The organism is Mucilaginibacter sp. P25, assembly GCF_050859465.1.
Classification (GTDB): domain Bacteria; phylum Bacteroidota; class Bacteroidia; order Sphingobacteriales; family Sphingobacteriaceae; genus Mucilaginibacter; species Mucilaginibacter gossypii.
Genome location: NZ_CP193937.1, coordinates 4,291,310 through 4,311,589, shown reverse-complemented (window position 1 = coordinate 4,311,589; position 20,280 = coordinate 4,291,310). Strand labels below are relative to the sequence as shown.

The 20,280-nt window shown below is 39.8% G+C and carries 24 protein-coding genes and 1 tRNA gene; 20 read left to right on the top strand and 5 right to left on the bottom strand.

Features of this window, described 5'->3' with window-relative positions; all coding sequences use genetic code 11:
* Positions 1–130: 130 nt before the first annotated feature.
* From ACRQ5D_RS21790 to ACRQ5D_RS21740, 11 genes are all read left to right on the top strand, one after another.
* Positions 131–481, top strand: a complete 351-nt coding sequence (locus ACRQ5D_RS21790; RefSeq protein WP_218134410.1) for a hypothetical protein — start codon at positions 131–133, stop codon at positions 479–481.
* Positions 482–609: 128 nt separating this feature from the next.
* Entirely contained in the window at positions 610–1,632 is a 1,023-nt protein-coding gene (locus ACRQ5D_RS21785; RefSeq protein WP_431200390.1) for a TolB family protein, read from the top strand.
* 23 nt (positions 1,633–1,655) lie between these two features.
* Complete coding sequence (locus ACRQ5D_RS21780; protein WP_091167685.1) at positions 1,656–2,612, top strand: sugar phosphate isomerase/epimerase family protein; 957 nt, start codon at positions 1,656–1,658, stop codon at positions 2,610–2,612.
* Between the two features lie 30 nt (positions 2,613–2,642).
* On the top strand, positions 2,643–3,473 hold the full coding sequence (locus ACRQ5D_RS21775; protein WP_431200389.1) for a glycoside hydrolase family 5 protein: 831 nt from the start codon (positions 2,643–2,645) through the stop codon (positions 3,471–3,473).
* A 35-nt stretch (positions 3,474–3,508) separates the two neighbouring features.
* Positions 3,509–3,670 carry a hypothetical protein gene (locus ACRQ5D_RS21770; RefSeq protein ID WP_431200388.1) on the top strand — a complete coding sequence of 54 codons (162 nt, stop codon included), beginning with the start codon at positions 3,509–3,511 and terminating at the stop codon, positions 3,668–3,670.
* The gene (locus ACRQ5D_RS21765; RefSeq protein WP_431200387.1) at positions 3,667–4,263 is read left to right on the top strand and encodes a Gfo/Idh/MocA family protein; all 597 of its coding nucleotides are present in this window, start codon (positions 3,667–3,669) and stop codon (positions 4,261–4,263) included. Before ACRQ5D_RS21770 ends, ACRQ5D_RS21765 begins: the two co-directional genes overlap by 4 nt.
* The gene (locus ACRQ5D_RS21760; protein WP_431200386.1) at positions 4,236–4,862 is read left to right on the top strand and encodes a hypothetical protein; all 627 of its coding nucleotides are present in this window, start codon (positions 4,236–4,238) and stop codon (positions 4,860–4,862) included. The genes ACRQ5D_RS21765 and ACRQ5D_RS21760 overlap by 28 nt, the downstream gene beginning before the upstream one ends.
* Positions 4,863–4,919: 57 nt before the next feature.
* Positions 4,920–6,230 (top strand): MFS transporter, encoded by a 1,311-nt coding sequence (locus ACRQ5D_RS21755; protein ID WP_091167694.1) that lies wholly within the window; start codon positions 4,920–4,922, stop codon positions 6,228–6,230.
* 149 nt (positions 6,231–6,379) lie between these two features.
* Positions 6,380–7,813 carry a family 16 glycoside hydrolase gene (locus ACRQ5D_RS21750; RefSeq protein WP_431200385.1) on the top strand — a complete coding sequence of 478 codons (1,434 nt, stop codon included), beginning with the start codon at positions 6,380–6,382 and terminating at the stop codon, positions 7,811–7,813.
* A 263-nt stretch (positions 7,814–8,076) separates the two neighbouring features.
* On the top strand, positions 8,077–8,529 hold the full coding sequence (locus ACRQ5D_RS21745) for a hypothetical protein (RefSeq protein WP_432326562.1): 453 nt from the start codon (positions 8,077–8,079) through the stop codon (positions 8,527–8,529).
* Positions 8,530–8,536: 7 nt separating this feature from the next.
* Positions 8,537–9,442: a hypothetical protein gene (locus ACRQ5D_RS21740; protein ID WP_143020751.1), complete on the top strand. Its 906-nt coding sequence runs from the start codon at positions 8,537–8,539 to the stop codon at positions 9,440–9,442.
* A gap of 470 nt (positions 9,443–9,912) precedes the next feature.
* Here the strand turns inward: ACRQ5D_RS21740 and ACRQ5D_RS21735 are convergent.
* The 3 genes from ACRQ5D_RS21735 to ACRQ5D_RS21725 form a co-directional block, all read right to left on the bottom strand.
* Positions 9,913–9,992, bottom strand: a tRNA-Leu gene (locus tag ACRQ5D_RS21735).
* A 19-nt stretch (positions 9,993–10,011) separates the two neighbouring features.
* Positions 10,012–10,536, bottom strand: coding sequence for a Fe-S protein assembly co-chaperone HscB (gene hscB / locus ACRQ5D_RS21730; protein WP_091167701.1), 525 nt, complete (start codon positions 10,534–10,536; stop codon positions 10,012–10,014).
* A 50-nt stretch (positions 10,537–10,586) separates the two neighbouring features.
* Entirely contained in the window at positions 10,587–10,781 is a 195-nt protein-coding gene (locus ACRQ5D_RS21725) for a hypothetical protein (protein WP_091167703.1), read from the bottom strand.
* 211 nt (positions 10,782–10,992) lie between these two features.
* On the opposite strand from ACRQ5D_RS21725, the gene ACRQ5D_RS21720 reads away from it, so the two are divergent.
* The gene (locus ACRQ5D_RS21720; protein WP_143020752.1) at positions 10,993–11,283 is read left to right on the top strand and encodes a hypothetical protein; all 291 of its coding nucleotides are present in this window, start codon (positions 10,993–10,995) and stop codon (positions 11,281–11,283) included.
* A gap of 80 nt (positions 11,284–11,363) precedes the next feature.
* On the opposite strand, the gene ACRQ5D_RS21715 is transcribed toward ACRQ5D_RS21720, so the two are convergent.
* Complete coding sequence (locus tag ACRQ5D_RS21715; protein ID WP_432326559.1) at positions 11,364–12,416, bottom strand: carboxylesterase family protein; 1,053 nt, start codon at positions 12,414–12,416, stop codon at positions 11,364–11,366.
* A gap of 64 nt (positions 12,417–12,480) precedes the next feature.
* Positions 12,481–12,993 carry a carboxylesterase family protein gene (locus ACRQ5D_RS21710; protein ID WP_431200382.1) on the bottom strand — a complete coding sequence of 171 codons (513 nt, stop codon included), beginning with the start codon at positions 12,991–12,993 and terminating at the stop codon, positions 12,481–12,483.
* A gap of 142 nt (positions 12,994–13,135) precedes the next feature.
* Here ACRQ5D_RS21710 and ACRQ5D_RS21705 point away from each other — a divergent pair, with 142 nt between their 5' ends.
* The 8 genes from ACRQ5D_RS21705 to ACRQ5D_RS21670 all read left to right on the top strand — a co-directional run bounded on the left by ACRQ5D_RS21705 (position 13,136) and on the right by ACRQ5D_RS21670 (position 19,998).
* Positions 13,136–13,885: an NUDIX hydrolase gene (locus tag ACRQ5D_RS21705; protein ID WP_091167709.1), complete on the top strand. Its 750-nt coding sequence runs from the start codon at positions 13,136–13,138 to the stop codon at positions 13,883–13,885.
* Between the two features lie 166 nt (positions 13,886–14,051).
* Complete coding sequence (locus ACRQ5D_RS21700; RefSeq protein WP_091167712.1) at positions 14,052–14,486, top strand: VOC family protein; 435 nt, start codon at positions 14,052–14,054, stop codon at positions 14,484–14,486.
* 105 nt (positions 14,487–14,591) lie between these two features.
* Positions 14,592–14,813 carry a hypothetical protein gene (locus ACRQ5D_RS21695; protein ID WP_223266127.1) on the top strand — a complete coding sequence of 74 codons (222 nt, stop codon included), beginning with the start codon at positions 14,592–14,594 and terminating at the stop codon, positions 14,811–14,813.
* A 64-nt stretch (positions 14,814–14,877) separates the two neighbouring features.
* Positions 14,878–15,261 carry a VOC family protein gene (locus tag ACRQ5D_RS21690; protein WP_091167714.1) on the top strand — a complete coding sequence of 128 codons (384 nt, stop codon included), beginning with the start codon at positions 14,878–14,880 and terminating at the stop codon, positions 15,259–15,261.
* A gap of 425 nt (positions 15,262–15,686) precedes the next feature.
* Positions 15,687–16,073, top strand: coding sequence for a response regulator (locus ACRQ5D_RS21685; protein WP_090525064.1), 387 nt, complete (start codon positions 15,687–15,689; stop codon positions 16,071–16,073).
* Positions 16,054–17,142: a sugar transferase gene (locus ACRQ5D_RS21680; RefSeq protein ID WP_091167718.1), complete on the top strand. Its 1,089-nt coding sequence runs from the start codon at positions 16,054–16,056 to the stop codon at positions 17,140–17,142. Before ACRQ5D_RS21685 ends, ACRQ5D_RS21680 begins: the two co-directional genes overlap by 20 nt.
* 4 nt (positions 17,143–17,146) lie before the next feature.
* On the top strand, positions 17,147–17,830 hold the full coding sequence (locus ACRQ5D_RS21675) for a TolC family protein (protein ID WP_143020753.1): 684 nt from the start codon (positions 17,147–17,149) through the stop codon (positions 17,828–17,830).
* A gap of 242 nt (positions 17,831–18,072) precedes the next feature.
* Positions 18,073–19,998 carry an exopolysaccharide transport family protein gene (locus tag ACRQ5D_RS21670; RefSeq protein ID WP_431200381.1) on the top strand — a complete coding sequence of 642 codons (1,926 nt, stop codon included), beginning with the start codon at positions 18,073–18,075 and terminating at the stop codon, positions 19,996–19,998.
* Positions 19,999–20,280 lie beyond the last annotated feature (282 nt).

Here is a 20,280-nt window from a genome sequence, read left to right as displayed (position 1 = left end):
CAAATAAATGTTAAACCTATGATGCCGAGCCAATTAAAAACAGACTTCAGTTGCAATTAAATAAAAGCCATAGCAATTTCAAAAACAAACATTATCACCACATTATAACATCCATTGACCAAATCACCTAATGAAATCGAAACTATTTTATTTGACATTGTTGACTGCATTTCTTTCAAATGCCAAGGCGCAAATCCCAGGAGCTAAAGTTGGTTCATTTGACCAATTCATAGATATTGGAACAACCCAAATTAAAGGATTCGCGAGTTACCAAGAGCCCCTACAGGCCTATCGTTTAATAGGTTCAGGTATGAATATCTGGTTCGGACATGACAGTTTTTCTTTTCTGAGTAAAAAAATCACCGGAGATTTCGTTATACAGGCGCAATTGAGTTTTGTAGGTGATGGGCATGAGCCACACGGAAAAGCGGGCTTAATGATTAGAACTTCTACCGCAGCAAACTCGCCGGTAGTAGCCTGAACCATTCATGGTGACGGCTTAACATCGCTTCAATACCGCACAACTACAGACACCATGATGAAAGAAATCAAACTAACCATCAAGTATCCCGATGTATTACAATTAGAAAAAAAGGGAATAATTACACGATGTCTGTGTCACATTTTGGAGAAAAGTACCTGGTACAAAAACTGGAAAACATTGACCTGGGCAACAACGTGGTTGCGGGCCTTTTTATTTGCGCACATACCAATAAGTTTACCGAGGAGGCAGATTTTTTCAATACACGAATATATAACACCGCCCCCAAGGAACTGGTTCAATACAAAGAATACCTTGGCAGTGCTTTGGAAATTATGGATATCAATACCGGGCTACGACAGGTTGTTTTAAGTGACAGTGGTTCTTTGCAAGCACCTAACTGGACTCCAGATGGCAAATCACTGATATTCAATAAAGCTGGTAACCTATACAATTTCAGCCTTGACAACAGTTGTGCAAATTTATTAAACACCGGCTTTGCTAATAAAAACAATAACGACCATGTTCTTAGTTTTGATGGACTGCAAATTGGCATTAGTCACCATGCATTAGAAGAAAAAGGACGGTCAATAGTATACACGCTACCCATCACCGGTGGTTTTCCAAAGCAAATAACGACCAAAAGTCCATCATATTTACATGGTTGGTCGCCTGATAACCAATTCTTGTTATATACAGGCGAACGAAACGGGGAGTTTGATATTTTTAAAATATCAAAAAATGGCGGAAAAGAAATCCGACTGACCAATAGCCCCGGTCTAGATGACGGAGCAGAATATTCACGCGACGGAAAATACATTTATTTCTGCTCTACACGCACAGGAAAAATGCAAGTTTGGCGCATGGATGTTAATGGAAAAAACCAAACGCAATTAACATTCGATGATTTCAACAATTGGTTCCCCCATGTGTCGCCCGATAATAAATGGCTGGTATTTATATCGTTCCAAAACCAGGTACCTGCTGACAAACATCCATTTTATGAACACGTATACCTAAGGTTAATGCCGGTTGAAGGCGGCCCAGCAAGAGTAATATCCTATTTATATGGCGGACAAGGAACAATAAACGTTGCAAGCTGGTCGCCAGACAGCAAAAAAATAGCATTTGTTAGCAATGGAAATTTTTAAAACACATAGAAAAAATTTAAAGCATGAACACTAATCAAATTAAGTCAACAATTATGGGTACCCATAAAAAAGCATTGAAAATAATCATTTTGGCTATTTTTTTATCACCAATATCAGCCATTGCACAAAGAAAAAATTTCTATCCATTAATTCCTTCGCTTAACGCCTACTCCTTCAGCGATTTATTAACAGCAAAAGATAATCGTGATAAACAACCGGTTTACAGCATATTCAACCTATTGGATTGGTGCGCCTCACAAAATATAAAAGGCCTTGACCCAACTGCTTATTTCTTCCCTTCCTATCCTAATGTTCCTTCAGACGAATATCTTAAAAGATTTAAGGAAAAAGCTACACAACTGGGTATAAAAATTACAGGCACCGGTATAAGAAATAACTTTGCCTCACCTGACCCTAAAGTACGAGCAGAGGGATTACAGCTTGCTAAAGATTGGATTGTTGCCGCCTCTAAAATGGGCGCTCCTGTGGTTAGAGTGTTTTCAGGAGACATTCCCAAAGGATATGAAAACAAATGGGGAGAAGTTGCCGGATGGATGATAGATTGCTATAAACAATGCGCTACCTATGCCCAACGTTATGGTGTAAAAATTGGCATCCAAAATCACGGAGATATGTTGCAAACAGCCGATCAATGTCTTTACGTGTTAAAAGCTGTTGATTCTAAATGGGTAGGATTAATTGTGGATACAGGCAATTTTAAAACAGAAGATCCCTATGAAGATATTTCAAAGGTCGTGCCATTCGCTATTAACTGGCAGATAAAAGAAAGCCCGTTCGGTATAGGAGGCACAGTACCTACTGATTACTTAAAACTTATCAAAATCATCAAAGCTGGCGGCTACACCGGTTATCTTCCTGTCGAAACCTTATTAGTCCGGGGCAGACCCTACGACCCATTTGAATCTGTCCCAGAAATGCTAAACAAACTGCAAGCTGCAATTAAACAAGTTTACAATTAAATACGCTGGAACTTTGACCGAATACTTTAAATGAAAAAAATCAACAACCTAAGTCAGTTGCTGCTGGCATTACTGTTTATTGCCACTGGAAGCAAGACTATATATGCCCAGCAAACCGTAAATTATAGCGATGCATTTGCACAAAATGCAAAAATGGGCCGAGGCGTAAATATAATCGGATATGACCCCTTATGGAAAGATGCCACTAAAGCCCGAATGAAAGACAAACATTTCAAACAGATAAAAAATGCTGGATTTGATAATGTCAGGATAGTCATTAGCCCATTTAAATTTTCTCTGCACGATTCAACTTTTACCATTAACCCCGATTTCTTTAAAAAGTTGGATTGGGCTGTAAAAGAGTCTTTAAGAAACAATCTAATGACTATAGTTGATTTTCATGAGCACAATGCAATGGGAAAAGATCCATTGGGTACCAAATCAATGTTTTTATCCATGTGGAAACAAATTGCAGACCACTACAAAGATTATCCTCATGATGTCCTGTTTGAAATTGCTAACGAGCCGAACATGAAGCCCGAACTGTGGAATAAAATTTATAGTGAAGCCTACGATATTATACGTAAGTCTAATCCCTACAGAACGTTGCTTGTCGGAACGGTTTATGGTAACCAGATCAAATATCTAAATAATTTGACTTTACCTGAAAGAGATAGCAATATCATTGTTGCTATCCACTATTATAGTCCTATTCAATTCACTCATCAGGGTGCTCCATGGTCCTTAAAAAACAAAGACTTAAGCGGCATCACATGGACTGGAACCAACGAACAAAAACAAGCGGTGACGGATGATTTTGACATGGCAAATCAGTGGGCTAAAAAAATAACCGTCCAATAACGCTGGGCGAGTTTGGAGCTTATGAAAAAGCCGATATGGCTTCACGCGCGAAATGGACCAATTATGTAGCGAGACAAGCAGAAATCAGAAACTGGAGCTGGAGTTACTGGCAATTTGATTCCGACTTTATTCTTTATGATCTGGATAATGATGAATGGGTACAACCAATTAAAAATGCCCTGATACCTGCGAAATGATTGATCATAGCAATAAAATTGTCAAAGTTGGAATTGTAGGTTCCGGATTTGCGGCAGACTTTCATTACAACGTTATAAAACGAGTTTACTGCGCAAATTTGCAAATAGCAGGTGCGTTTTCCACAAACAGTTTAAGGCTGAAGGCATTTACAACGGCACGAGGGATTAAAAGCCTTCCTACACTGGACTCACTAATTGAAATCTGTGATGTATTACATATCTGCACGCCTCCTTCAACTCATGAAGAGTTGGTCATAAATGTTTTAAAGAAAGGCAAGCATGCAATTGTAGAGAAACCGTTTACCGGATATTTTGGAGACGGCTCTGACAACTTTAATGGAGATCTTTTTAGCCGTAATGATGGATTAACATTGGCCTTAAACAGCATTGAAAATATGCTATCGGCAGAGCAGGCGAGCAAGGGTAAAATTATGTACGCCGAAAATTGGATATATGCGCCTGCTATACAAAAGGAAAAAGAGCTCATCGAAAAAACAGGTGCACAAATACCGTGGATACAAGCACAACAATCCCACTCAGGATCACATTCTTTAGCTTACGGGAAGTGGAAATTATCGGGGGAGGCTCTTTAATAGGCAAGGGAAGCCATCCGTTGGCCGCATCGATTTATTTAAAAAAGATAGAAGGTATAAAAAGAAACGGAAGACCAATTCGCCCTAAAGAAGTTTCAGCCAGGACGCATGCCATTACCCGAATGCCCAGTTTTAAAAATGAAGGGTATTTGAAAGACATGTATGAAGATGTAGAAGATTACGCAATCGTTCACCTGGTATTTGACGACGGAACTATTGCCGATATAACTGCCTGTGAGTTGTTACACGGTGGTGTGAAAAACTATGTTGAAGTACATGCAAATAACCATCGTACGATATGCAATATTGCGCCTAATAATGCCATGCAAACCTATAACCCTTCAGATTCAAACTTCGCCGATATTTATGTGGTCGAAAAAACCAGAACAAAACAAGGCTGGTCTTTCATTTCGCCGGACGAAGCCTGGTTCAACGGATATCAACAGGAAATGGAAGCATTTTATCAAACTGTGATATCCGGAGAACCCATAGAAAGCGATAGCCAATTGGCCGCCGACGTAATTACGACTATTTATACTGCTTATTTATCCGCTGAGTTGCAAGGAAAATCGGTGCCTATTTCATTAACAAGGCGGTAGAACATGATTTAAAATAACACTACCTGACAGCATACATGCAGTGATCGCTAAATTGAAATGAAAAAAGAAGAATATCACACCGAGAAGTCAGTAAAACAATACCGATGGACCATCCTTTGCCTGGTGTTTTTTGCAACAACTATTAATTATCTTGACCGGCAGGTAATCAGCCTGCTAAAAGACGACTACTTAGAACCACTTTTCGGATGGAATGAATCAGACTATGCCAATATAGTAATTGCATTTCAAATCACCTATGCCCTGGGGATGTTGGGCTCTGGTTTTATTATTGATAAAATAGGTACAAAGCGAGGCTATGCATTAGCTCTTTTTATTTGGAGCATTGCTTCAATCGCACACGCTTTTGTCAAATCCACTTTCGGATTTTTAATAACCCGATCCGCGCTTGGGTTTAGTGAGGCGGGAAATTTCCCTGCTGCTATAAAAACGGTAGCAGAATGGTTCCCCAAGAAAGAAAGGGCATTAGCCACAGGTATTTTTAATTCCGGTACGAATGTAGGTGCAATATTTGCCCCTCTTTGTGTGCCATTTATTGCCATTAAATTTGGATGGGAATGGACGTTTATCCTAACGGGCGCCATTGGAATTATTTGGTTAATTTTTTGGTTCGTTTTTTACCAAACCCCTCAACAACACAAAAAAATATCCAAAGATGAATTCCAATATATTACTAACGATGAAAATATTAACATCGCCGAAACACAAAAAACCAAATGGATAAGCTTATTATTTTATAAACAAACCTGGGCATTCGCGGCGTTAAAGTTTTTTACCGACCCTGTCTGGTGGTTTATATTGTTCTGGCTTCCTTCTTTCCTAAACAGGCAATATGGAATGACCAAACTGAACCTGGCATTGCCAATTGCAGTGGTATATACCATGGCCATGTTTGGAAGCATCATAGGAGGCTGGTTGTCAGGCCACCTCATCAAGCTCGGCTGGCCGGTATACAAAGCACGTAGACTAGCTTTACTCATATTTGCACTTTGTGCCTTACCTATGTTGGCGGCGCAATGGCTAGGCACTTTCAATTATTGGAACGCTGTGGCAATTATTGGCCTGACGGCTTCAGCTCATCAGGCTTGGTCGGCCAATATTTTTACAACTGTATCTGATATGTTTCCCAAAAAAGCAATTGCATCAGTTGTGGGCATCGGCGGTACGGTTGGTGCCGTTGGAGGGGTACTAATTTCTAAACTTGCTGGATTTTTACTTACCTACTACAGTAACCTCGGGAAAATAGAAGTAGGCTACTACATCATGTTTATCATATGTTCAATGGCCTATATTATTGCTTGGATAATTTTTAGTTTGTTGGCTCCTAAGATGCCTAAAGCAGAGATATAGCTTAATTTAAAAGCAAACCTCGTAAACCAATAATAAATGAAAAAAATAAAGTTAACCCTATTTCTAATCGGTGGTTTTTTTATGATTTATGTTAATGCAGCCGCACAAGACAATCAAATCACAAAACAGGAAAAAAAGACGGCTGGAAATTGCTATTTGACGGGAAATCAACTAAGGGCTGGAAAGGAGCATTTCTTGATCAGTTTCCCAATAAGGGCTGGGTTATTGAAAATGGATTATTAGAAGTAGAAGCTACAAATGGCGCAGAATCCGCAAATGGTGGTGATATTGTAACGATTAAGGAGTATGATAATTTTGAATTGAAAATTGATTTTAAATTAACTAAGGGTGCCAACAGTGGGGTAAAATATTTTGTTGAGCCGCAACAGCCAATTCCCGGTACATCGAGATCTGCTATTGGCCTGGAGTATCAGTTATTGGATGATGCCACCCACCCGGACGCTAAACTAGGCAAAAACGGAAACAGAACTATTGCCTCATTATATGATTTAATTCCTGCAATTGATAACAAACCAGTCAAACCGATTGGCGAATGGAACACCTTAGAAATAATATCTAACGGAACTAATGTGCAGCATTGGTTAAACGGGGTGCTAGTGTTAAGTTACGATCGAACTAGCGATATGTTTAGATCTCTGATTGAAGAAAGCAAGTATAAAGATATACCTGATTTTGGGATCAATAAAAAAGGCCGCATACTTCTTCAGGATCATGGCTTCAAAACTTATTTTAAAAACATAAAAATAAAGGAGAAAAAGTACAACGAAACACCCATACAGGGAAAAACATTAAAAGAAACACCAGGAATAGTATCTTATACCTACCGTAATAGCTTCCAGAGAAATTTCGAAGCAACACTTGATACGATAAAAGCTTTAGGATTCACTAATATTGAGTTCTCCAACCTCTTCGGAAAAAGTCCTGCCGCTATTAAAAAAATGTTAGACGAAAGAGGTATGAGGTGTACATCGTTTGGCGTTAACTATGAAGATTTGACTAACAAAACAAGTGAGGTTGGACAAAATGCGGTAATATTAGGAGCTTCATTTGTACGGATGGCGTGGATTCCGCATGAAAAAACAAACCTGACAATAGATGTTGCCCAAAAAGCGGTACGTGATTTCAATATTGCAGGTAAAATACTGAAAGAAAAATTTGGATTAACTTTTTGCTATCACAACCATGGTTTTGATATGCAATGCTATGGAGCAAACACATATTTCGACTATTTTATGGCAAACACAAGACCAGAATTTGTCAGCTTTGAGTTAGATATATTATGGGCATTCCATGCCGGAAAAAACCCCATTGACTTATTAAAAAAATACGGAGAGAGGTTTAAGCTAATGCATGTTAAAGATTTAAGGAAAGGTGTTATAGGAAATCTTACAGGTACGACACCGGTAGCAAATGATGTCGCACTCGGCTCCGGTCAAATAAACATCGCAGAAATAATAAAGGCAGCACAAAAATCAGGAATAAAATATTTTTATATAGAAGATGAAAGTAATGTAGTAAAACAGCAGGTCCCTGTGAGTTTAGCGGTACTAAAGTCGTTGTAAAAATTAGACGCATAATTAAAATCGTGACCATCTAATAGACGGGTTTAAAATAAACTTTGTCAAAGCGTAAATAATTAACTTTAACCGTAATAGCATCTGACAATATATAAAATTATGTTGAACCGTTTTTAAACAGCCTCTAAGAAGAAAATCTGTTCTTAATTGAAAAGAAACCCAAAATCTAATAATACCAAAGCTTAACGTCAATATAAGTTTTTTTTACAACATAATTTATTTATATTTAATGACTTAAACTCGCAATTATGAAAAAAACCAGGTCTCTTTTAACTTTACTTTTGTTGGCCGGAACAGCTGCAGGCCAAACTTCGGCGGTATCGGTATTGCAAAATGAACTGGTCAAATCGTTGCAATCAGAGGGAATTCTGTTAAAGGACCAGCAAAAGAGCTGTACCGGTGATTGCAGACCTGCGTGTCCCTGGAAAAATGACCGTCAGCGTACCAAGGCGATCCAACAGGATTCACAATTAATGAACTATCTGGTCGGGCACTTTAACCCGCCGACATCTCGTCGACGGGCAAAATGTCCTGCCAAATTTCAGTTACTCGAACTAAAGCCTTACCCGTATAGGCAGATACCTGATCAGAAATGGAGACCTAAGCGTCATCAATACCCAAAACCCACAATTGGGAATTTGGAATATCAATCAGATCAGTATCCCATCACCCGTGGAAGGGGCAAGTACGTATCTGCTTAACTACAGTATGAACAACCTATTCACCAACAAGGGGACTGCCAGTATAAGCTCGAGCTTTCAGAGTTACATCAGCGGCAAACTGCAAGACGAAACCAATGTTTCCAGAGATCAGAAAATGTCATTGACTGTCGCCGCCGGCGTTTTTGAAAACCAATTAGCGACAATCTATCAGAACGCCCGCGACGGAAGCATCAATGGCGCACAGTTCGGATCATTGTATGATCTATGGCTCACATACGCAAACGGTAAAGCGCAGGCCGGTGACCAGATCATATCCAATTTTACAGGCATTTGCTTCTATTCAACACAGGGCCTGGATAATTCATCAGGCAATACCTTTACCGCGTCCGTCAACGGAAGCGGTACTTTCCCATTCCTGAGCTACGGTTTGATCGACAATACGAACTGGACAAAAACAGACGAGCTTAGCACATCTAGCCGAAACTATCACGTTTACTTTTTCAAGCAGCCCAACTTCATTAATATTCTGACAAAAGACGAGATATTAAAGGCATGGAGCCAGGTAACAACCCTTCCCGATCCTGTAACTATTAGTTCATCGACCATTCTTCCTAACAAAAAGCTTATCGTACAGATCAAGTTTGGCCCTGTTGCGAAAGGATCATTTTCGAATATCAAATTAGATACGGCTTACAGTTTCCTGCATTTGAAAAGTACAAGGTTCATCAAAAACATCGTGCTGGATAACGATCCCAAGGATGTGGTCAATAATGGTGACGGTTTTTATACATTTAATATAGAGGTTACAAGAAATGAGGACTTCATTGCAAGCAACAGCAGTTCCGTATCCAAAACGATCTCCAATACCTTTCCCATCAGGTTATACTTTGACAACCCGTTAAATAATAAGTACTTGGAAAACGTTTATACAAATATTCAGCTACAAACGTGATGTGACTATTGGCGATATGCAAAATTTTGAAATTGAGCGCAAACGACTGATTACCGAAATTTCCGATCAGAATAATACTTTAACTAAACTTAGAACAATGCTTTTATCTGAAGATATTGACTTACAAGATTATAAAATCATGAAGTCTCAGAGTGAAGAAAAAATTGTAAGACTCGAGGCAGAATTAAAAGAAGTTAAGGCAAAAAGTTTAGCACAAAATGATTTAAGTCCTATCGTTGACGAAGCATTGATTAGACTAAAATGCCTCGTAAATTTGTACAAGGGAGGCAGCGTGGAAGAAAAAAGGTTTATCATCGGTTCGATCTATCCCGAAAAAATGATAATTCTTGAAAATTCAGGTCGAACCGGAGAGGTGAACTTCGCGGCACAACTTATGTTCCAGATAAACAGCGGGTTACATAAGAAAAAAACCGGAGTTAGAACTAAAATTAGAACTAACTCCGGCTCGGTACCCAGCGCCGGAGTCGAACCGGCACGGTTTCCCACAGGTGTTTGAGACCAGCGCGTCTACCAATTCCGCCAGCTGGGCATGTTGTAAGTGTCTTTCCTTACAAGCGGGCTGCAAATGTAGATAAACTCTCCTTGATTCGCAACAGATATTTTTGTTTATAGTAAATATTTGCAATTTCTATCCGGCGGCTTTCCTTCGCAGTATCGTCCAACTGTTCATAATCTTTGGTCAGCTTCTCCAGCTCTTCATTCATATCCCCTTCAATAGCAAGTGTTTCTGCGGTTATGGCAGCCAGGTGCGTTGCATCATCAACTTCCATAAGCCGCTCATTGATATCCATCATTTCCATTAAAAAATCTGCAGGCAATTGTGGTTTTGCCCCTTCAGATACCAGGTCGTGCAGTTTTAAAATGTATTCTAAACGTTTTGCCGGGTCGCCAAGCGCGTGGTAAGCCTTGTTATTTAGGGTAGATAACTCCAGGATCTCCTGCTGCCTGGTTTCATCCTCATTGGCATAAAAATCGGGATGGTAAAGCTTGCTCAGCTCGTAAAACTTTTTCTTAAGTAGCGCCTGGTCAACCTTAAAAGATTCAGGGATACCGTAAAATTCAAAATAGTTCATAGGGCAAAGATAACTATTAACAAGTTATCCATGCCGATATCAACTTCATGTTAAAATAAGTTATCTGCTATGCATTGGTCGGTTTCGGCTTTTTCTACCAATTCTGTTTTGGAGTGCGTATCAACAAACAGCTTTCTGTCTTTAGTTAAAGTGGGCGCTACGCCCAATGAACCTATCCCGGCAGTGGCCAACATCATAAACAATAAAAGCCCGCAAAGCCTCGTGAACTTTTTAAGTTTTTTCATTTCGATTTCAGAAAATAAATTACAGGCATTACCCTCTTTGGGGTTTGTACCTAAATAATTAAAATGGAAATGATTACCACATCGGATAATCAGTAAGGAAGGATTATCCTATAAGGGACTATCGGCATCGCCTAAATCCGGCTTGAAAGCTTGGTTAAAAAGAGCGCGTTTAACGAGCCTGCCGGGTATAAACAATTTAGAAGTTTTTTTAATGCTGATATCGGCTTCCAGGCTATGCAAAAAGCTTAACGCGGGCAGACTAATATCCCCGGAAATTAAAGTTGAACAATTATTCCGCTTAGCCGTTTTAACAGCAGCTTTATATGATAATGATTTTGAGACCCTGTTTACAAAACCGGCAACCAAAGTTGTATCGGGAAGAGCTGCCTTATTTGTGGTTTGGATAGTAAGCCCCGAAAAAGTAAAAAAGCAAAGCATTACCATAGCTGTTAACAACCATTTGGATAACACGCTTTTTACCGGGCTAAATATCATTATATAAATGTAATGATATTGATCTACAAAAAAGCCCCTGCGCAAATTCGCAGGAGCCAGCCCATTTGTCTGAAAAAATCTTATTTCTTATTTCATGTAATCTTTATCCAAAAACAGGTAGCGCGCCCGGTTAACCTCCGGCATCTCCTCGCTTTTAACGTCAATATTCATAAATTTAACATGATTGTTATCCTTAATTGCCGACCATTTTGGCAAGCCTGCGCCGTTAGGGTTGGCAGTTTTTATAAAGTTGGCAAAGTAGTTTTCCATGGTTTCGGATACTTTGAAATCATCGGGTGTCCAGGCATAGGTTTTGTTCCCGGCCAGGTTCCCCATGGCATATTCAATTTCTGAAGCATGGGCAGCACCCACAGGTGGCGGCATTTTCGGGGCCGGTTTTGCGGCATCGCCCTTAACCACACCGCCGGCAAGCCCCGGGGTGGCATTCCCCATAGAAGCTACCATGGCCGGGCGAACCCGTGAAAACAGGTAACGATAAACCGGCTTCCCTCCGGTTTGTACCTGTAAGTCGGCCCATTTCCAGGTGCTGTATACGATAAACCGGTCGCTCGACAAGTCGGTTGCAACTTTGATCACTTCCCCGTCATTAGCAGCCGGGTATAGTTTCAATGCTTCCTCTGCCCTGTCACCATATAATTGTTTGAGCGTTTTGGTATAATTTTCAAGCGTTGGCGCATCGCCGCGCATCATGAACTGGAATGGTACTTCGGCCGAGTTCCAGCCCACTAACAAAGGAACTTTAGCCTGTTGGCCCGCCATAAAGATCTCAGGCAACGATTTTGGCAGCAAGTAATTATCAATAGTGGCCGACATTGGCGGCGTACCAGGTTTAAAAGCATCGTTCAACAATTGTTCGGCGGGTATAGCCCGGAGATCGGCCAGGGTATTGGCTTTCTCGTTAGCAGCAAACCTAAGGCCGTTTTGTTCAGCGTCAGCCAATGGTATAGGGAAAAGTGTTGGTTTGATACCCGCGCCACTCTCGCCGATAGCACCCGCGATCAGGTCTTTTGATAAAGGTGAAGCCATTTGTACCGATACGGAGATAGACCCTGCCGATTCACCCGCAATGGTAACACGTTTGGGATCGCCGCCAAAGGCAGCTATATTTTTTGTACCCACAGCAAGGCCAGGTGCTGATCAAGGTACCCATAGTTACCCGACGAATGGTTAGGTGATTCTTTAGTTAATTCGGGATGCGAAAAAAACCAAATACACCAAGCCTGTAATTTACGGTTAGCGCTACGATGCCTTTTTTAGCCATGCTTTCGCCATCATAGCGCGACTCAGAACCATCACCGGCCATTAAGCCCCCGCCGTAAAAATAAACCAATACAGGCAACTTCTCTTTGGCTGATTTTGCCGGCGTCCATACGTTTAGGTATAAACAATCTTCGTTCATACCTGATGAACGAAAGCCCATATCACCAAAAATGGGCTTCTGCATGGGGTTATGGCCAAAATGATCGGCCTTTAATGTACCCTCCCAGTTTTTGGCGGGCTGAGGCTCCTTCCAGCGCAAATCGCCCACGGGCGGCTGTGCAAACGGAATACCTTTAAAACTTAATACGTTTGATGCTTCGCGAGTACCCTCAAGCGCGCCGTTCTCAATGGCGGTTTTGTTTGCCGATAGCTGCGCCATTACCTTTACCGAGGCAACTTGTGCAAGCAACAGCATTACTAAAATTGGTTTCTTCATTACTGGTATTTGGTTAGTCTGGTTTAATTGATGGAGATTTTTTGAATTCGATCCTTATTGTATCAATTTGTTACAATAATAAATTATTTTTCGATAGCTATCAATTTTTTTATTTACTTGTGCCTTTGTTTTGTTACGATACATGAATAAAGAGTTTCACCAACTGGAAAATAACATCGCGGGCGAGGGTTTTCTACCAGGTCTTGCTGTAGATACAGTTATTTTTGGTTTTCATGACAACCAGTTAAAGGTATTGCTGCTGGCTTATAAAAATACCGGGCTATATGCGCTTCCCGGCGGCTTTATTCATGATAATGAGGATGTGAACGAAGCGGCGCGGCGGGTACTTCAAAGCCGAACAGCCTTAACCAACATTTACCTGGAACAGTTTTATGTTTTTGGCAATTACAGCCGGTATGATCCCGGACCGCTTAAGGCCATTATGCAGGCCCGTGGCTATAACCCGCCCGCTGATCACTGGTTATTAAAGCGTTTTATTTCGGTGGGATACTATGCGCTGGTTGATTTTACCAGGGCTATCCCAACACCCGATGAGATATCTGATAGCTGCGACTGGTACAGCCTGAATGAACTGCCTGCGCTGATGCAGGACCATCAGCAAATTATCAATAAAGCACTGGAAACCCTGCAGAACGAGCTTGACCAAAAGCTGATAGGTTTTAACCTCATGACCGAGGAATTTACCATGGGCGACCTGCAATCGCTCTACGAAACCATTCTTAACAAAAAGCTGATCCGCGCTGCTTTTCAGCGTAAAATGCTGGGGCTGGGTATTTTGGAGCGCGTGGCAAAAAAATGGACTGGCGGCGCGCATAAGGCACCATACCTGTATAAATTTGTTTCGAACAGGTTGCCGGCGGATAATAGCTAAAACCGGCAACACCTTCTTTATTGATCTATTTGTGTGTTTTTGTGATGAAACAATGTCGCAATTAACCCCTTAACATGTCTTGATACCCCCTCCTATGTTAGGGTACAAGACTTAATTTTACTTTCACAAAATCACTCAATTATAAATCTATAAAAACAATGACATCATGTTAGCTATTAATCCTTATTTAAACTTTAACGGTAATACCGAAGAAGCTTTTAATCACTACAAGTCAGTATTTGGCGGTGAGTTTGCAATGGTTATGCGTTTTAAAGACTCACCTGCGGCAGCCAATACGCCCGAAAAACACCAGGATAAGCTTATGCATATTGCACTACCCCTTGCTAATGGCAGCATGCTCATGGGTACGGATGCAATTGGTGAAGGAGGTATGCCATTCGTAACTATGGGTAATAACTTCTCGCTCACCATAAGTGCCGAATCAAGAGAGGAGGCAGACAAACTGTATAGTGGTTTAGCCGAAGGCGGTAATGCTGTTTCGCCTATGCATGATGAGTTTTGGGGCGATTATTTTGGCTGGCTTACCGACAGGTTTGGCATAAACTGGATGATCACACACAATCCTAACGCCACCAAATAATAATTTATTGATTTTTTAGGGTCGGATGAACCAATCACCGTCCCTAAAAAATCAAACATTTCTATTGTTCAACCAAAGGTTTTAGGTACACACCAAAACAGGCTTATGATAGTAGAAGTTTTTAAAACCAATGTAAATAAACGCCGCCAGGCTAATATGCTTTTGAATGCCATTCATAGCACGTTTGGCAACCATAAAGCCAATTTCGATCTTGATGATTGTGACCGGATTTTGCGGGTGCAGTGCGATAGCGGCACATTATGCGCTCACTCGCTCATCAATTTTTTAAATGAGTTAGGTTTCCGGGCCGAAGTTTTGGAAGGCTAAACTCACTTTTACAAAACAAATTATTAAAAAGCAAGGTAGTATCAATAACATAAAGTCAACTATCATGTTAAAAGACAGCAAAGCATTCAGCGGATTTTCGGTAGATGATACAGCTAAAGCGAGGGCGTTTTATGCTGATGTACTCGGGTTAGATGTAAGTGATGTACCCGCAATGCAAGGCTTACTTAACCTTAATATTACAGGGAGCACCCCCATATTAATATATACTAAACCCAACCATACCCCGGCTACCTTCACCATTTTAAATTTCCCGGTTGATGATGTGGAAAAAACAGTTGATGAACTCAGCGCGCGCGGCGTTAAGTTTGAGATTTATAACCAGGAGAATTTTAAGACAAACAAAAAAGGCCTTTTTCTTAATGGGGGTCCAAAAATAGCCTGGTTTAAAGACCCTGCCGGAAATTTTTTATCCGTGATAGAAAAGTAGCGCTATAAATACCTATACCCGGTATAAAATTAAATCCCATTTTGGGGAATTACAGCTACCCGCCGTGGGAATAAATTCCTCGACGGTTATTAACTTTCCGTTAATATCGCAATTTTTCACAACCATTTTATATATTAACCGTATAAAAGCCTACTAAGCCTTTAATTTCGGCTGTTTTTTTATTTGAGGAATGTTTTTTGCATGCAATTGCAGTGAAAAACAAAACGCGTTAATTGTAAGGCTATTTATTTTATACTTAGCTGTTAGTTAAAAACGGCTAATAAACCATTTTCTTTTCATTAATAACATTTATTAAATTTATATTTTTTTACATATCAGCATTTACAATAAATAATAATAACATACAACAAACTGATTAATAAAACATTTGCTTCTCTTTTATAAATAACCCCCATTAATTAAGTATGAAAAGAACGCTACTTATAGTTGATGATGACTTGAGTATCCTAAAACTACTCAACTTCATTCTGTCAAAAGAATATGATATTGTAGTTAAAAATAATGGCATCGAAGCTTTTAGCTGGCTCGAAGACGGCAATATGCCCGAATTGATTATATCCGACCTCCAAATGCCTTATTTTGACGGCCAGTCTTTTATTAAGAACGTAAAGATTAGTGGCTTTTATCGTGAAATACCTGTTATATTGCTATCGGCCGCCCATGATCTTGATGCCCAGGTAAGCAACATGCCCTTTAAGGTTGATGCTTACATTCACAAGCCGTTTAACCCAACTGCATTAAAAACAGCTATTAATCAAGTTTTACAAGTTTATGAATCACCAAACATCTGATTGGAACGAAAGTTCAGGTTCTAATATCAGGATAGCCTATGCCGGCACCGAGTTTAAGGAAATGATTTCGGCTGGACTAAATGAAGGCTTTAAAATTGCTTACAACAACTCTATTGACCAGTTGAATGATTATTTAGGCGAGCAATCTATTTTATCCGTTCCTGATATTATTTTGGTTGAAGTTGATACTGAGGGCAAATGGATTAAAATGGTTGAAGAAGTTAAACAAAGCTTTCTTCTTAGTGGTTTAATTATTGTACTTCTTTCATCACAAAATGATAAAACTCTAAGGCAAAAAGCCATTAAATTAAAGGTTCATGATTTTTATGGCGAACCGTTTGCCATAAGTGACCTGCGCGAAAGGCTTAACTTTTTGGTGCGCTTTAAACTGATAAAGCCCAAATTGCTTGAGCTTTCAAAAGTAGTTGATACGACTTATAAAATGCCGGCAGGTAAGCGCCTTATCGATCTGGTAATTTCGGGCGGTATGATGTTTGTATTATCGCCTGTTATGCTAATAGTTGCTATTTTAATTAAGCTGGATTCAAAAGGACCTGTATTTTACAAAAGCAAACGCGTAGGTACTGGCTATAAAGTATTTGATTTTTATAAATTCAGATCGATGCGTACCGATGCCGACCAACTGCTGGCAAAGTTATCTGCCGAAAACAATCAATATGCCGCCGAAGGGGGCGAAAATAAAGTTGCCTTTGTGAAAATCAAGAATGATCCGCGTATTACTAAGCTGGGCAATTTCTTACGCAATTCAAGTCTTGATGAATTACCGCAATTATTCAATATACTACGGGGCGATATGTCGGTAGTTGGTAACAGGCCATTGCCTTTATATGAGGCCGAGATGCTTACCTCTAACGAATGGTCGATGCGTTTTCTTGGTCCTGCCGGTTTAACGGGCCTATGGCAGATCAGCAAACGCGGAAAGGAAGACATGTCTGAACGTGAAAGGAAAAAATTAGATAATTTTTATGCCCAGAAATATTCTATTTGGTTAGATTTAAAAATTATTGCAGGTACAGTACCCGCATTATTCCAAAAAGAAAAAGTATAACTATATGCCCCTGAAACTGAAGCCCATTTATATTTTTATAATTGCTCTTTTATTTACCACCCGCGCACATGCGCAGCAAACTTCATTTGTAAGTGACATTAACTATCCTTTTCTTGAAAAACTTATAGCAACTGCTAAAAAAAACTACCCCGAAGTAAAATCCCGTCAAAGCCAGGTAAATGCAGCCAAAGCCGTTTATAACTCCGCCGTGTTTTCATGGCTCGATGGTTTAACTGCATCTTACATTTATAGTCCGCAAACATCTATCAACATTTCGCAGCCAACCATATTTAAAGGTTATCAAATAAGCCTTTCGCTAAATTTAGGACACCTGTTTTCGAGGCCGGGAGTTATCAGGCAAACGAAAGAAATCTACAAAGCGGCAGAATTTCAACAGGCCGAGTATATGTTAAGCCTTGAAGCCCAGGTAAAACGCTATTACTTTTCATATCTGGCAGCACAGGCCGAACTAAGGCTGAGGGCAAATGCCGTAATTGATGCCGAAAGTGCTGTTAAGCAATTAAAATACGCGTTTCAAAAAGGCGAAACAACTTTTCAGATCTATAATGAACAGCTTACCACCTTATACAGCCAAAACGCCTTTAAAGTACAAGCTGAATTATCGACATTTACAGCCAAGACCAATCTTGAAGAATTATTGGGTACTAAATTAGAAGACGTTAAGTAAAAGATGGAGATAGGCAATTTTTTCAATCTGCTAAAGAAATACAGAACTGTACTGATAATAATACCGCTTGTAGCAGTAATCACTTCTTTTTCCTGGTAAAAAACTTACCTGATAATTACCAGTCGCACGCGGAAATAGCCACCGGCATAGTTGACGCGTCCAGCCATCTTCTTGATCAAGATCCGACGACGAACGTACAAGAGCAACAAGTTTATCGCGAATTCAGTAACCTCATGGCGATCATGAAGCTAAAGAAACTTATTGACCAGGTTTCTTATTCGCTCATGATCCATGACTTGAGCGATCCCTATCCCTTTCGTAAACAAAGTAAGGAATTACTTGAATTGCGGCCTTATGAAAAGGATAACGTATTAGCGATTTTTAAAAAGAAATTTGCTACCCTCCAGCCGTTATCTGTTTATGATAAAAACGAGAACTCACTTATTGGGTTGCTCAGGTCAATGAAATACGATGAGCGTAACATAGTAAAAGACCTGCTAATTTACCGTGAAGAAAGCAGTGATTTTATTTCTGTAAGTTTTAATTCAGAAAACCCTCAGCTTTCGGCGTTTGTAGTAAATACATTATGCAAACAGTTTATAGACTATTATACCCAAAGCGTAAAGCAAAATGAATCAAATGCAGTAAACTTTTTATCAAATCTGTTAGATACCAAACGTAAGGCGCTGAGTGAAAAAACCAGCGAATTACAGCAATATAAAATTCAAAACGGTGTATTGAACCTGGATGAGCAGTCCAAAGCGATTTTTAGCCAGATCATGACTTACAGTGACAGAAAATTGCAGGCCGAAAAGGATGTAATATCCAATCAGGGCGCCATTGATGCTATCGTCCAAAAGTTCTCACCCGATGAAAGGAAATATGTTGAATCGATAACCAACAAATACAACCAGGCTATCATTTCCACTCAGGACCAATTGCATATACTGGAAGATCAATATGTACGCAGCGGGTTTAATAATAAGTATAAAGAATCTCTTGATTCGTTACAGCAACAGCTCTCAAATCAGATCAACTTAACATCTGATAAATACATTACCAATCCGCTTGTGAGCAAAGAGGATCAGGTTAAACAAAAGCTTGGTCTTGAGATTTCTCGCGATCTGGCTAAATACAGCGTTAAATCAATAAATGATGAGCTCACAAATCTTAATGCTAAATTCTCCCGCCTGGTTCCGTTTGATGCGAAAGTAAAAACCCTTTATTTTGATATTGATATTGCAGGTAAAGAATACCTGGATGTATTGAACAAATACAATGAAACTAACCTGCGTTCAAGCATTTCAATAAAACTGGTCCAGATTGAGATGGCCCAGCCTGATGTAGCCCAGCCTTCAAAAAAAATGCTGCTTATTATATTAAGCGGCATGGGCAGTTTATTTGCCTGTCTCTTTTGGCTGTTCGTATTATTTTACATCGATGATACCATTAAAAGCCCTACCGAACTGGTTAATAAAACCCAGCTACCGTTATTAGGCTATCTGAACAAGATCAGCGGTGAAAATCTCGATCTGCGCAAACTGTGGGATGTGGAGCACCGTGAAAAAATGAAGACCTTTAAAGAGTTGTTGCGCTCTATACGGTTTGAAATTGATCAGGAATTAAAAGGTGAAAAAATTTTAGCCATAACAAGCATCGAGCCTGGCGAAGGTAAAACACTGCTGGCGATAAGCCTGGCATACTCTTACTCCATGATCAATAAAAGAGTGCTGTTAATTGACGGTAACTTCAATAACGCCACGATAAGTAATACCGCTCAGCCGCAAGTATACCTTGAAGATTATTTTAAAAACAGCCAATTTGGCAAATCCGAACTCAGCAGCTCAAACACTACTGTTTTAGGCAACCGCGGAGGTGACGTAACCCTGCTTGAAATTGGCAGCGAAGCCTTTGTTAAGAGCAAATTTGACGAGCTGCGGACTAAATACGATATAGTAATCATTGATACTGCCCCGCTTACCGCGCTTAATAAATCCAAAGAATGGTTATTATTTGCAAATAAAACAATAGCTGTATTTGAAGCCAACAGGAAAATAAATAATATTCAGAAACAGCACATAACCTATTTGAAAGGGCTTGAAAACAAGTTTGCCGGCTGGGTACTCAATAAAACCGAATACGATCAGAAAAAAGAAAAACACTCTTAATTAAACGAAGCACGCAACCCTGGTTCATATACTTAATGTTACTTAAAATGAGAATTGACCCTCCCAAACCCCAAAAGGATCCATTTGAAGATTTAAGTCCGCTTCAAAAAAACACGCAAAGCGGCTATAGTATTTGCATTTATCAGTGTATTTGTGTGGGCTGTGAAGATCTTGTTCCTGTAAATTTATAAAAAGAGTTACTAATTCATGCGCAATGAACCAACAGGTAATACTGAAATTAAGCAAAACTTTTGGAAAGCGCTTTTGATTCAAAAGTTTTCG

Excerpts from the sequence above, each read along its gene's own strand:
- ACRQ5D_RS21790 (WP_218134410.1), top strand. The coding sequence starts at position 131 with ATGAAATCGAAACTATTTTATTTGACATTGTTGACTGCATTTCTTTCA.
- ACRQ5D_RS21785 (WP_431200390.1), top strand. The coding sequence starts at position 610 with ATGTCTGTGTCACATTTTGGAGAAAAGTACCTGGTACAAAAACTGGAA.
- ACRQ5D_RS21780 (WP_091167685.1), top strand. The coding sequence starts at position 1,656 with ATGAACACTAATCAAATTAAGTCAACAATTATGGGTACCCATAAAAAA.
- ACRQ5D_RS21775 (WP_431200389.1), top strand. The coding sequence starts at position 2,643 with ATGAAAAAAATCAACAACCTAAGTCAGTTGCTGCTGGCATTACTGTTT.
- ACRQ5D_RS21770 (WP_431200388.1), top strand. The coding sequence starts at position 3,509 with ATGGCTTCACGCGCGAAATGGACCAATTATGTAGCGAGACAAGCAGAA.
- ACRQ5D_RS21765 (WP_431200387.1), top strand. The coding sequence starts at position 3,667 with ATGATTGATCATAGCAATAAAATTGTCAAAGTTGGAATTGTAGGTTCC.
- ACRQ5D_RS21755 (WP_091167694.1), top strand. The coding sequence starts at position 4,920 with ATGAAAAAAGAAGAATATCACACCGAGAAGTCAGTAAAACAATACCGA.
- ACRQ5D_RS21745 (WP_432326562.1), top strand. The coding sequence starts at position 8,077 with ATGAAAAAAACCAGGTCTCTTTTAACTTTACTTTTGTTGGCCGGAACA.
- ACRQ5D_RS21740 (WP_143020751.1), top strand. The coding sequence starts at position 8,537 with ATGAACAACCTATTCACCAACAAGGGGACTGCCAGTATAAGCTCGAGC.
- hscB (WP_091167701.1), bottom strand. The coding sequence starts at position 10,536 with ATGAACTATTTTGAATTTTACGGTATCCCTGAATCTTTTAAGGTTGAC.
- ACRQ5D_RS21725 (WP_091167703.1), bottom strand. The coding sequence starts at position 10,781 with ATGAAAAAACTTAAAAAGTTCACGAGGCTTTGCGGGCTTTTATTGTTT.
- ACRQ5D_RS21720 (WP_143020752.1), top strand. The coding sequence starts at position 10,993 with ATGCTGATATCGGCTTCCAGGCTATGCAAAAAGCTTAACGCGGGCAGA.
- ACRQ5D_RS21710 (WP_431200382.1), bottom strand. The coding sequence starts at position 12,993 with ATGAAGAAACCAATTTTAGTAATGCTGTTGCTTGCACAAGTTGCCTCG.
- ACRQ5D_RS21705 (WP_091167709.1), top strand. The coding sequence starts at position 13,136 with ATGAATAAAGAGTTTCACCAACTGGAAAATAACATCGCGGGCGAGGGT.
- ACRQ5D_RS21700 (WP_091167712.1), top strand. The coding sequence starts at position 14,052 with ATGTTAGCTATTAATCCTTATTTAAACTTTAACGGTAATACCGAAGAA.
- ACRQ5D_RS21695 (WP_223266127.1), top strand. The coding sequence starts at position 14,592 with ATGATAGTAGAAGTTTTTAAAACCAATGTAAATAAACGCCGCCAGGCT.
- ACRQ5D_RS21690 (WP_091167714.1), top strand. The coding sequence starts at position 14,878 with ATGTTAAAAGACAGCAAAGCATTCAGCGGATTTTCGGTAGATGATACA.
- ACRQ5D_RS21685 (WP_090525064.1), top strand. The coding sequence starts at position 15,687 with ATGAAAAGAACGCTACTTATAGTTGATGATGACTTGAGTATCCTAAAA.
- ACRQ5D_RS21680 (WP_091167718.1), top strand. The coding sequence starts at position 16,054 with ATGAATCACCAAACATCTGATTGGAACGAAAGTTCAGGTTCTAATATC.
- ACRQ5D_RS21675 (WP_143020753.1), top strand. The coding sequence starts at position 17,147 with ATGCCCCTGAAACTGAAGCCCATTTATATTTTTATAATTGCTCTTTTA.
- ACRQ5D_RS21670 (WP_431200381.1), top strand. The coding sequence starts at position 18,073 with ATGAAGCTAAAGAAACTTATTGACCAGGTTTCTTATTCGCTCATGATC.